Genomic DNA, 12,716 nt, shown 5'->3' with positions numbered 1-12,716 from the left:
TATGTATTGGTATAGTCATAAGTGGATTATACTATATATTTTGGGTTTGGTATAATTTACCTACTCCTTTAGTTTACCCGCTCCTTTGGTTTGCAAGTGCCCCTTTAACATACCTGCTCCTTTGAGGAGTACGCTAAACTTTTCTCATCATCCAGACACGATAAAACCGCATAACAATTAATTGATATGCGGTTTTATTGTTAACAGTCCATGTTATCTATCGCGACTATGTCTAATGCATCCTTGCATCATTTGCAGCCTACTGCGATATTAGGCATCCTGCCCTATTTGCTACTTGACCATATGCCTGAGCAGTGGTCACTTGCAAAGAGAATATATCCTTATTTCATCAATCGTTATCATCCTGATTGCAATCGATGAACCATTATCCTTAATGCGGTTAACTCAATCCTTGAGTCATACTCCCTAATGCCGTACGACTATAATGCCAAACCCTTCACTTAATGTTAAGTCGCACAAGCGTCTTTGCGTGTAAGCATATGCTTACAACAGACAGAAGAGGCATGGTTCATCCAACCAACGACCGCCTGATTTGACAATGATCAGCCAAAAGATCCTCAATGACAAACCTACAAACCCGCCAATCTAAGCGACTTAAAAGTCCAGCACCTCGATGACATCGTAAGCAGGCGTTTCGTATGGATGCGACTGCTTCAATGCTACTACCACATCAGCAATAGCTGCTTTTGCAACCACCATCTCTACTCGCCATTCATCTACCGCTTCTAGCCTGTCCTGCGCACCGATGTGCGGATTGCTGCCCTCCATCGGTTTAAACTGCCCTGTCCCCTGCACTTGCCAGCAGCAAGACTCGTAATTACCAATACTACCAGCACCCGCAGCAAACATGGCAGACTTGACCTGCTCTAGGGCATCATCGGGAATAAAAACAGTGAGCTTATACATAATTTGCCTCGTGTTGTATGTCGAATAAGAGGTTTCAATGGCTTATGGGTACTGAGTGACACTTTCCCAATCACATAATTGCTAATAGACTTGTGTCAAAAGTACCTAGCAGATAGTCGTAAATTTTAGACAATAAAAAACCGAGCATATAGGGCTCAGTTTTTTATTATGTCAAATAAAGACTGCATTGGTGAGCTGTTTGGTTCACCAGTTACAGCTGGTGATTAGTTTAAAGGCACACCGATACGTTCCGCTACTTCTTCGTAAGCTTCAATAACGTCGCCTAATGACTGGCGGAAGCGATCTTTATCCAGTTTTTTCTTGGTCGTCTTATCCCAAATTCGGCAGCCATCTGGTGAAAATTCATCACCTAAGACAATACGGTCATGGAAAACGCCAAACTCTAGTTTGAAGTCGACCAGTATCAAATCACCTGCTGCAAAGAGCTCTTTTAGCACATCGTTGACTTGATAGGTCAGCTCTTTCATTTTTGCTAGCTGTGCTTCGGTAGCCCAACCAAGAGATATAGAAAGCGAGTCATTGACCATCGGGTCGCCAAGTGCGTCGTTTTTATAGAACAGCTCGTAAGTAGGGATTGCCAACTCTTGCCCTTCTTCTAAGCCAAGACGACGAACCAAACTGCCAGCAGCGAAATTGCGCACCACGCACTCCACTGGAATCATATCTAAACGCTTGACCAGTACTTCGTCTTCCGAGAGCTGTTTTTCGAAGTGGGTTTCGATGCCAGCGTCAGCCAGCTTTTGCATGATAAAAGCATTGAAGCGATTGTTAACGACGCCCTTGCGTGATAATTGCTCGATGCGCTTACCGTCAAGCGCTGAGGTATCATCGCGGAAATGTAAAACCAGAAGGTCGTCATCTTCTGTCTCAAATACAGATTTGGCTTTGCCTTTATATAGCAGTTTTTGCTTTTGCATTGTGGTGGTTCCTGTTCGTTCAAGCTTATGTGGTAAAAACGCGCAGCTACCGCTCAGTTTTGGATTGCAGCGCTGATAACACATCAATCAGCAACCCTAAAAACGCCGCGGTATTCATAGAAAATATGGTTAATTCGCAGCACTACTCACACTGCGTTGAGGCTTGGGCAGTTGATACTGGTTACCTGATTCGTTCTGTAGCTCAAGCGTGTTTGTGCCTACGTTAGGCGTTGGATATAGAGGGGTAAAAGCTGCCGTCTCACTATCAGCAGGTAACTCCATAGGCGCTATCTTTTGGCTTTGTTGATAGTCTAAGCTACCGTTATCACGCTTACCAAGTAAATCCTTGGCACTTTGACAGCCGCTTAATACCAAGGTGCTGCCCAGCACAACAGTCAGCATCGCAGGAAATATTTTTGCAGTCGTTGATGATTTTTTCATCATTTCATCTCTCTAAGTTAGCAGTCATTGCTTATTTAGGCGCTTGGAGTACCGTGGCAAAACCCCTCATCGCTTACTTGCGAAACCGGCACCATTCTCAATCAAGTCGTCACCACTTGCCGGTGTTACTTTTTATGCTTTACTTCTTATGCTGCACTTTCTGTATAGTGCGTTTACGCTTACTTATATTTTGCAATTATTTATATTAAGTTTGCACGAACCAAAGCGTCATCGATAGTAGCGTGATGCTGCTCTGACAACCATACCAACGGCAAGCGCATCCCTGTGTCTATCATGCCCATTTTGTGTAACGCATATTTGACTGGGATAGGGCTCGACTCGATAAACAAGTCACGATGTAAGTGCTTTACGGCGTCATGCGCTGCATCTGCTGCGGCAAAATCGCCGCGGAGCGCGGCAGTAAAAGTCTCACTCATGGCTTTTGGTGCTACGTTGGCAGTCACCGAGATGTTACCCTTGCCGCCTACTTTCATCAAATCAAGTGCTGTGCCATCATCACCAGATAAGACAACTATTCTGTCGCCAACGGCTTTGATAAGCTGTTCGCCGCGGCTGACCGATCCTGTCGCATCTTTGATCGCTACGATATTGTCGATATCACATAAGCGCTCGACGGTTTCTTGAGCGATGTCAACGACGGTACGTCCAGGCACATTGTAAAGCATCTGTGGGATACTCACCGCTTCAGAGATCGCTTTGTAGTGTTGAAACAGGCCTTCTTGTGTCGGCTTATTGTAGTAAGGCGCTACCAGTAAAGCACAATCTGCACCAGCATCTGCGGCATCTTGAGTCAGTTTGATTGCTTCCATTGTGTTATTGGCACCTGTGCCAGCAATGACAGGTACCCGACCTTTGACATGCTCAACGAAGTAGCGAATGACATCACTATGCTCTTGCATCGATAGGGTTGCAGATTCACCGGTAGTACCAACAGCGACAAGGCAGTGCGTGCCTTGCTCTATCTGCCAGTCTATGAGGTCTGCCAGACGTTTATAGTCGACCGAGCCGTCAGGGTGCATGGGCGTTACCAAGGCAACCATTGAGCCTTGTAGTCGGGTTTTAATTTCGTCGTATGCTGTGCTCATAACCGTGCCTTACTGTATTGTCCTAGCTTTTATAGAAGCTGTCACATGATAGGTTTCTTGCAAACGCCAATTCTTGAAAGTTAAAAACTGACGGCAATATCTTGCTTGATGTCGATACTTATGTATTCGCAGCCGCACTGACAGTCATTTCTCCAACGACTGAGCGCGCCTGCTTAATCATAAAAAACGCCTGCTAGTGTAGCATATTTTGATTTGACAGCTGTGAATTGATTGATGCTTCCTTAGTGTTATTGCTGAATGCCGAGTCATGCATCAACACTCACCTCCCACTTACTTAACCATGGGCTTTAAATTTCACCCTCACAGATTTGGGTTTGATACAGGCTGATTAATATAAAGCGCAGTTTATAGATGATTATTCATAGAGGTTCGCTGATGATAGCTCATTGAAAATAAGAGCCAAACCCGGCCAAAAACCATGTCCAACACCAACCACGGAGCTCATTGTTCACAAGTAGACCACTGCTTGCAAACAGTCACTGCTCGTAAATCAGTTTAGCGCAATGCAGCAACGCTGATAAGTGTTTTGGCAAATATTAACGAATCGTCAACACATCGATAGTGGGCTGATACAACCGGAATGGCAACCCTCGCGTGCCTATCCCGCCACTGACAAAAATATGTGTAGAGCCATGCTGATATAGACCATACTGTTTTTTTGCCGGGCTATTACTCAACAATATCGGCTGTTCACTGCTAGGTTGAACCTCTTTTTTACTTTTTGCCAAGCCTATGTTTTTGTAGATTACTTTATCCGCTCCAGTGATCAAGAGTGTTCTTAATTGTGACGAGCTTGGCAAATGACCAATACTGTCATATTGTGAATCCAATATTATAATAGGTTTACTGGTCTGTTCGACCTCAGTACTGAGTACTGCTTTGTCAGCAGTATCAGAGGCATGCGAAACTTGGCTATCAGCAAGCTGCCTTAACCTGCTTTGCCAACCACAAAGGATAGCAACGACTTGTTTGTCTCCTAACCCGTCTGGCTTGATGTTGGCTTGGTGATGTTTATGATGGGTCATGTTCTGCGCTAACGACTGTCCTCTAACAGTGTCCACGCACTTTAACGGTAAAGTAGTACACTGTTGACCGATATAACTGATATCGAGCACATCAAAGGCTTTGGCCAGCGTGTCCTCTAAGAGTGGCTGACCTTGATTGGTGGTATTCATGGATTGGTAGCGTAAGTCTGAATCACTCATAACCGTATAAACAGGCTTATTAATTCCTTTAAACAGCATGAGTTGACCCACCAAATCTGCACTTGGATAATACAGCCAATCACCAGTAATCAATACAGCGTCTACCGATAATGCATTAATAGTGGTCACCAGTTTTCGGATATGACGTGGTTTTCCACTGTACAGTCCAATGCGTAGGTCCGCCAATACAGCAACCGTCATCGGCACTGGCAAATCCAAATCAATGTTATGGCGCTCTATACGTAAACGATTGGGCTGTATGACGACTGTATAAAAATAAAGTACCATAAGCACTATGGCTATTGAAACCAGCAATGACTGCTGTTCTAGCATGCCTTGTGTCCAGCCAGTCAACAACAACGCTGACCAAACAGGCATGGTATAAGCGGCGTAATACAGTACCAACTTCCCCCAAATCCTCATAAAACGATTGATCGGATTAGCATTGAATGTTTGTAGCCCTGACCACAATACGATATACGCTAGCAGTGCGGCTGCCGTAGAGATACTTAGCGTATAAAAAACATGGTCAGTCATAATTACCTAGCGTTTGCGGGTGAACATGATCCTGTCGAAAAGCTAACGTTGCTTTGAACGTGGCTTTAAACGTTACTTTAGATAGTCACTGGACGTTGAATGGTTTGCCCAACGGATAAGTAAATCACAGCATCCAGTCGCATGGGGTCATTAAATAAACCCGCTATTATAGAGGTCAGGCTCTACGATAGACAAGAAAAATTGATGACAGATTTCGTAACATTATGGCAACTACCTTTTCCTACCCCATAACAACATAAAAGCGCCTACTCAATACGAAGACCGATAATAGCAGGAATGCCTTGACGAATGACCTCGATGGTCACCACGCCTTTTTCGGGTAATGATGAGATGGCACTAGAAAAGTCTGTGACATCTTGGATGGGTTTTTGATGAAGGTTGGTCACGACATCACCTGCCAAAATACCTGAGCGCGCTGCCAACCCGGTCGGATCAACTGTCGTAACCAACACACCTGCGTCGTCGCTAGCAGCAACTTCTACTTTTTCGTCGTCTGTTAAGTCACGTAGACGTATACCTAGTTGTATATCATTTTCCTGCTGATCGCCGCTTCGAGCACGCACGTCATCGGGCGCGTAAGTAACCACGCCGCTGACTGTCATCTGCTCACCATCGCGCTGCACTTGGGCGTGAAATGTATCATTGGGTTTTGCTCGGTTCAATAGATTCAATAGGTCATCAGCGCGCATGATCTGAGTATCATTATATTCTAAGATGATATCCCCAGACTGCAACCCTGCTTTTTGTGCAGGTGAATCTGCTGAAACCCTTGTCAATAAGGCACCTTGTGGACGTTCTAGGTCGTAGGCTTCGGCCAAGTTTCGATCGATATCTTGAGGATATACTCCTAGATAGGCCCGCGCAACCTCGCCATTGGTCTTGAGCTGCTGATAAATATCCATCGCAGCATCGATTGGAATGGAGAACGACAGCCCCATGTAGCCACCGGTACCACTAAAGATACGCGAGTTAATACCGATAACCTCTCCACGCTGGTTAAATAGCGGACCACCTGAGTTACCAGGATTCAGTGCCACGTCTGTTTGAATAAACGGCACGCTGGTATCACGTGAGAAATTACGAGATTTGGCGCTGACAATACCAGCTGAAGCAGAGTAATCAAAACCAAATGGCGAACCAATCGCCAGTACTGGCTCTCCGACTCTTAATCCATTGGAATCACCGATAGGCAACGCTGGGAATTGGGTACCCGTAACCTTGAGTACCGCCACATCCGAGCGTTCATCGCTGCCCACCAATGTGGCGTCAAGCTCTGTCCTATCATTAAGCGTCACAGTCACCTTATCAGCGCCTTGTACCACGTGGTGGTTGGTCAACATATAGCCATCAGCGGTAACAAAAAAAGCGGTGCCATAAGCATGCTCAATCGCAGGTGTCGCTGCTTGGTCAGGAATCTGTACGCGGTCACCAAAAAACTGCCTGAGCAGTTCGGCTGTTTGTGCTTGAGCAAGCTCAGCTTCACTGACGGTTTTGGTCACATTCACACGAGCGACTGCTGGAGTAACTTGCTGTACCAAATTCGAAAAATCCGCCGTGGTAACCGCTGCATGCGCACTCATCATGGTGGTATTCATGCCAGCCGTCATCGCTGTACTGACAGCCAGCGCTAGTGCACCATGTCGCAACCAACGCTGAATAGTATATTTAGACCGCTTTGTAAACGTCCTAACAGGCATTTTGTTCTCCATAAGCGTGCTCGTTGTTTTTATAAATATTTAATGACTTCAATAGTTGTATTTTTATAGCTGGTTGATGTCTCATTAGGTTACTGCTTTTTACCAACCAATGCCACCGACCTTACCTACTTTTATTCTATCAAAAGCAATGCTCATACCTGCAGGTTGTATGGCAGCGTGCCTGGTATGGGTAGCTGTTGTATGATAAACCAGAAGATCTTTTTATCATGGCTCGAGGGAATAAGTCCGTATTAAAGAATATTTATTTCATACATGCCTTGCTCAGTGTGATAACTGGCTACCGACATTTTGTTAACCATAAGAGCTACCAGAGAGCCTTCTCATCGTTATAAAATAAAACCATGTTATGATAGCAGGCCAAATAACTTGGTAAGCAAACAAAAGTTAATAACTGTAAATATAGTTAACGATAACCTGCCCAAATGGGTTATTAGCCTCTTTATTTATTTCCCGATTTTGTACTTTCTATCTTTTGTATTGCTAACATCCGATACCAAACGGTCCAAGTAGCGAGGGAAACCAGTACAATAACTGAGCTTAATAGACCAAGCCAGTCGCACTGATACAATCGCCACTGTTCATCGTATTTTTAGTTCGGTGTTATTTATCTAGCGATGCTTTTGTCTTAAATACTTCATAGTATATATATTATATCTTGTTCATATTGTGATTCACGATTGCTATCCGTATGATAGCCCAGCTATGGTAAAACCTGCGACAATGAACCATGTATTTCAGTCTTGCCTGTAGCGGGCTGTGATTCGCTACAAGCAACTGCTAGATATAAAACATGACAAGATTACACAAGGATTAATCTATGGATACCGCCCTATTGCTATCTGGCGTGGTTGGGATCGGCATCGCCGCCCAATGGCTGGCTTGGTATTTAAAGCAACCGTCCATTTTATTTTTATTGCTGATTGGCATTATCATCGGGCCCGTATTGGGTATCTTTGACCCTGACGTGGTGTTAGGCGAGCTGATGTTCCCTTTCATCTCTTTGGGTGTGGCAATTATTCTGTTTGAAGGGTCGCTGACTTTAGAGTTTGAAGAGATCAAACAACACGGCACTGTGGTACAAATGCTGGTGTCGGTTGGTGTCCTTATCACTATCGCCATCGTGGCTTTGTCGACCTATCTGTTGTTCGACGTCGACCCACTCATTGCACTGCTATTCGGTGCGCTAGTATGTGTTACCGGTCCGACCGTCATTACGCCGCTCCTGCGTAGCGTACGCCCCAACAAAACCATCTCCAATATTCTTAAATGGGAAGGTATTATCATTGACCCTATCGGCGCTATCGCCGTGGTATTGGTCTACGAATACATCATCTCAGGTGGCGAAGCCAGTAGTATCTTACTGTTTGCCAAGATTGTAGTGATGGCAACTGCGCTGGGTATGGCAGGTGCTTGGCTCTTGGCGTTCTTGATGCGCCGTCATATGATTCCTGAATTCTTACGTAATGTCTTTACGCTTGCCTTCGTCCTAGTTTTATTTTCGATATCTAACCACTTGGAACATGAGTCAGGTCTCTTAACAGTGACCGTATTAGGGGTGGCTCTAGCCAACTGGCCAAAGTTCCCACGCGAAACTATTCTGGAGTTCAATGAGTCTCTAACCATCCTCCTCATCTCTGTACTGTTTATCATTCTGGCAGCACGTGTGGAGCTGTCTAGCCTTATGAGCGTTGGCATCGCTGGGCTGGTGTTGTTGGCTATCGTTATGTTCGTGGCACGCCCATTATCTGTCTGGGCATCTGCCATCGGCTCCAATCTTAAAACCAACGAGAAGCTGATGATCAGCTGGATTGGACCACGAGGTATCGTCGCTGCGGCTATTTCATCACTGTTTGCTATTCGCTTGCAAGAATATGACATTCAAGGCGTGGAGCTACTGGTTCCGCTCGTCTTTATGGTCATCATCGGTACAGTCATGATTCAGGGTGTCGGCGCAAAAATGGTCGGTAACTTACTTGGTGTTCGTGAGCCTGAGACCAATGGTATTTTGGTCGTTGGCTCCAATCCAATTGCCCTCTTGGTCGCCACTTCTCTAAAGGATCAAGGGTTCGACGTCATCGTCGCACACAACAACTATACCAACATCGCGCGGGCACGCATGAGTGGTCTGCGCACCTACTTTGGCAACCCTGTCTCTGACCATGCCAGTCACAACCTTGACCTTATCGGTATTGGTTACTTGTTTGCCATGAGTATGGATAAAGAGATGAATACCCTGTCCGAGATTCATTACCGTCACGAATTTGGTGAGCGCAAACTCTATCGTCTGAAGTTCAGCGAGGAAAAAGTAAAAAACGACCGTGAAGACAAACAATCAAACTTCCAGTCACAGTGGTTATTTGGAAAAGATGCGACCTATACCAAAATGGCGAGTATGCTGTCCAAAAAAGCTCGCATCAAAATCACCAACATCACTGGCAGCTATAGTTATGAGCAGTATAAAGCCGATAACAAGCAATTCGTGCCGCTCTACACTATCGACAAAGAAGGCAAGTTACACGTCATAACCGATAAGTTCGACGGCAATGTGCCACGTGATCGCAAGCTTATTTCATTGACCATCGATGATGATGTTCAGCCGAAGCCAGTCGATGTAACCGCCAAGCAAGAGCAAGCACGAGTGGATGCTGACGCGAGCTTTGAGGCCAAATCAAAAGCGCCTGAGAAACGTAAAGAACCAGAAATCGATGACCATGTTGAGACAGACGAGACAACGCCCAATCAAAACGTTGTTAAAGAACAAACCAACAACAACGAGACGGCAAACACGCCTGCGAGCAATAACAACAGTAATGGTAACGGCAGCGCACCTAAGACCAAAAAAGGCGCGCTGGATCCAAATCGCTTTCCTGACTCTGGACAAGATACAGCGACCGATACTGATATCGACACTACTCAAGAGGCTGAGCAACACAATACGGAGAGCGGTAATAAGGGTAATATCGATAATAAATAGCAGTCAGTTGATAAAGTGGCTTTTAAAAGTACCTCTAAATACTTAGAAGCGCTTTATTCTGCCAAAAACGGATCAGAAACGGAAAAGCCCCAACGCAATGTTGGGGCTTTTTTTCTTATACTATCGCGCTTTATCCTAGCTCGAAGGAGTGCATTTAGGCTACGTCTAGGCTACGTCATAAATGACCAACACCTTAACTACTTACCCGTTTCGTAAAATCAAGCACTCAAATGGTCCAGTAGAAATAGCAAACACAGTCAATTAATCAATTAGCTGCGATCTGCAATTTTTCTATTACCGTCTGCCATACCCGTGTGCCGACCTCATCCGCCGTACCAGCAGCATCTATACGCTGTATCCGCTCAGGATGCTGATCTGCAAGGGCGCTAAATCCTCGATGCACCCAAGTGAAAAAATCCATCGCTTGCTGCTCAAAACGGTCAGCAGCGCTACGCTTGTTGGCACGTGCTATCCCTTCTGACACTGGTAAGTCTAACCATAGAGTCAGCTCAGGTAACTGTGGCACAAACTGCTCAATTAGCAATTCAATTTTGGCACGCACTGCTTCATCACCATGAGCACGTCCAAACCCTTGATAAGCAATGGTTGAGTCAGTAAAACGGTCACATACTACCCATGTACCCGCTTGCAGCGCTGGCAAAATCAGTTGCTGCATATGATCGCAGCGTGCCGCAAATAATAGTAGCAGCTCAGTATCATCGTTTATCTCTGTGGCTGGGTCCAATAATATACTACGCAAACGCTCAGCGAACGTACTACCACCAGGCTCACGCGTCCGTATATACTCAATGCCTTGCTCCTGCAAACGGGCACATAGCTGCTCAATGGCCGTGGTTTTACCCACACCTTCCGTTCCCTCAAAGCTAATAAAGCGCCCTTGATTGGGCGCAGCAGGGTGGATAAAAGTATTATTTTTCGATACAACAGATGGCGACATCATACGACCTTATGTCATGAGTAAGCATTATCATGAATGAGCGTTATGCAATAGCACAACACCCATTCATCGATGGTTTTTGAAGAAAGAAGGATAACGTGACTACTCAGCGGTCTCTGTTCTGTTTTCACGCATGACACTCAGGTACTCCCGTACCGCCTGATTGTGCTCAGACAAGCTATTGCTGAATTTGTGCCCACCATTACCAGTTGCCACAAAATAGAGTGCCTCGCTATCAGCTGGATGCAAGGTCGCTTCGATAGATGCAGCTGATGGCAGGGCAATTGGCGTTGGTGGTAGACCATCGATTTGATAGGTATTGTAAGACGTCTTTTCATCAATATCTCGGCGGCGAATATCACCATCATAGCGATCGCCCATGCCATAAATGATGGTCGGATCTGTCTGCATGCGCATGCTTTGATTCATGCGGTTTCTGAACACCGCTGACACCAGCGCACGCTCTTCAGCGATACCGGTTTCTTTTTCGATGATAGATGCCATTACTAGCGCTTCATAAGGCGTCGCATAAGGCAAGTCAGGCGCACGGCTTTCCCACGCATCAGTAAGCGCCTGCTGCTGACGCTGATATAAGTCAGTCAAAATCTGCCTGTCAGTTGCCCCCTCCCCATAATAGTAAGTATCAGGCGCAAACCAACCTTCGAGGTTATGATTGACGATAGGATCTTCACTGCTGACGACCCCATCTGGCAAGATACTCACCAAGTCCAACTCCTGAGCAATACTGGTATTGTCACTGCCTTCGATCAGCACTTCCTTAGTGATGTTTTCGTTGTCACGCAGGGTCTGATAGAGATCTTTGGCGGTTTTACCTTCGATAATCTGCACTTGTACCATGGCCGCTTCTGCGCCTTGCTCTAACACTTGTAACGCTTCAGCGATGGTTGGGTTTTCAGGCAATTGATATGTACCCGCATGCAACGGCTCATCGACTTTCGACTGGATGTAGAGCTTGGCGACACTAGAAGAAAATAGCGGAATCTGCTGCTGCCATTGCGGCAGTAAGCCGTAATAAGTCTGCCCCTGATCAATCGTGACCATCTGCTGCGGCTGCTCAATACGTCCGAACAGTGTCTGATAAACCATGACCAATAAAAACGCAGCAATCAGCCCAAGCACCAGCAATACCTGATATCCACGCTGCATAAAGAACGATTGGTTATCTACTTTGTATTTACGCGGTTTACTCTCTCCACTAATGAGAGAGACATTGGTCGCAGGCTTTTCTTCCACAGCATCATCTGCGGGCGATGAATCCGCTCGTGTGGTGTCGGTAGGCTCTTCAGCGCCGCTATCTTGAACGGTGCTGTCCTGAACGGTGCTGTCTTGCTCGTTCGATGGCTTATCATTAGGATGTTCAGGAGGCGTTTCAGACGTAGGCTTGCTCATGGCAACTCGCGGGGCAGATGTTTGCTAGAATTTAGCACTGAACCGTGCGATTTTCAATGGTATTTGCTTAGCTTATGAATTATCTTGGTGCTGAATCTCATTTATATAGCTTAATACTCCTACCTTTTTTTCAATATTTCAAGCTTATCTATTAACAATAAAAATATCTTATGAACCTACATTTTAATCAAAGTCTTGCCAAAAACTACAAATCACCGAGCCAAATAATTCGAGTGTTAAGTGAAAACTGGGTTGCAACTAACAGCTATTGCCCCAGCTGTAATACCCAACCATTATCAGCATTCGCGAACGGTAAACCAGTTGCGGACTTTTATTGCGCAAACTGTAGTGAGCAGTATGAGCTAAAATGTATAAAGTCTAAATTAAGTACCATTATTAATGATGTTGCTTATAAGACAATGATTGAACGTATCAATAGTGAGGATAATCCCAACTTTTT

Annotated in this window: 10 protein-coding genes; 2 read left to right on the top strand and 8 right to left on the bottom strand. The window is 45.4% G+C overall.

What is annotated here, in order from left to right:
* Positions 1–615 precede the first annotated feature (615 nt).
* The 6 genes from L0J61_RS04340 to L0J61_RS04315 form a co-directional block, all read right to left on the bottom strand.
* Positions 616–927: a YqfO family protein gene (locus L0J61_RS04340; RefSeq protein WP_301465093.1), complete on the bottom strand. Its 312-nt coding sequence runs from the start codon at positions 925–927 to the stop codon at positions 616–618.
* 224 nt (positions 928–1,151) lie between these two features.
* Complete coding sequence (gene purC / locus L0J61_RS04335) at positions 1,152–1,865, bottom strand: phosphoribosylaminoimidazolesuccinocarboxamide synthase (RefSeq protein WP_301465092.1); 714 nt, start codon at positions 1,863–1,865, stop codon at positions 1,152–1,154.
* A gap of 129 nt (positions 1,866–1,994) precedes the next feature.
* Complete coding sequence (locus L0J61_RS04330) at positions 1,995–2,309, bottom strand: hypothetical protein (protein WP_301465091.1); 315 nt, start codon at positions 2,307–2,309, stop codon at positions 1,995–1,997.
* A 197-nt stretch (positions 2,310–2,506) separates the two neighbouring features.
* The gene (dapA, locus tag L0J61_RS04325; protein ID WP_301465090.1) at positions 2,507–3,412 is read right to left on the bottom strand and encodes a 4-hydroxy-tetrahydrodipicolinate synthase; all 906 of its coding nucleotides are present in this window, start codon (positions 3,410–3,412) and stop codon (positions 2,507–2,509) included.
* 557 nt (positions 3,413–3,969) lie between these two features.
* Entirely contained in the window at positions 3,970–5,175 is a 1,206-nt protein-coding gene (locus tag L0J61_RS04320; RefSeq protein ID WP_301465089.1) for a hypothetical protein, read from the bottom strand.
* Between the two features lie 266 nt (positions 5,176–5,441).
* On the bottom strand, positions 5,442–6,893 hold the full coding sequence (locus tag L0J61_RS04315; RefSeq protein WP_301465094.1) for a Do family serine endopeptidase: 1,452 nt from the start codon (positions 6,891–6,893) through the stop codon (positions 5,442–5,444).
* Positions 6,894–7,731: 838 nt separating this feature from the next.
* Here L0J61_RS04315 and L0J61_RS04310 point away from each other — a divergent pair.
* Positions 7,732–9,888 carry a sodium:proton antiporter gene (locus tag L0J61_RS04310; protein ID WP_301465088.1) on the top strand — a complete coding sequence of 719 codons (2,157 nt, stop codon included), beginning with the start codon at positions 7,732–7,734 and terminating at the stop codon, positions 9,886–9,888.
* A 265-nt stretch (positions 9,889–10,153) separates the two neighbouring features.
* Here the strand turns inward: L0J61_RS04310 and tmk are convergent, their stop codons facing one another.
* Both tmk and mltG read right to left on the bottom strand, forming a co-directional pair.
* A complete protein-coding gene (gene tmk / locus L0J61_RS04305; protein WP_301465087.1) occupies positions 10,154–10,846 on the bottom strand; it encodes a dTMP kinase in 693 nt (230 codons plus the stop codon).
* Between the two features lie 102 nt (positions 10,847–10,948).
* A complete protein-coding gene (gene mltG, locus L0J61_RS04300) occupies positions 10,949–12,256 on the bottom strand; it encodes an endolytic transglycosylase MltG (protein WP_301465086.1) in 1,308 nt (435 codons plus the stop codon).
* 170 nt (positions 12,257–12,426) lie between these two features.
* Between mltG and L0J61_RS04295 the strand changes: the two genes are divergently transcribed.
* A partial coding sequence (locus L0J61_RS04295) for a DpnI domain-containing protein (protein ID WP_301465085.1) occupies positions 12,427–12,716 on the top strand: 290 nt, incomplete at its 3' end.

It is taken from the genome of Psychrobacter sp. (genome assembly GCF_030457785.1).
GTDB lineage: Bacteria > Pseudomonadota > Gammaproteobacteria > Pseudomonadales > Moraxellaceae > Psychrobacter.
The sequence above is the reverse complement of the archived record's forward strand: the minus strand, read 5'-3'. Positions and strand labels throughout refer to the sequence as shown.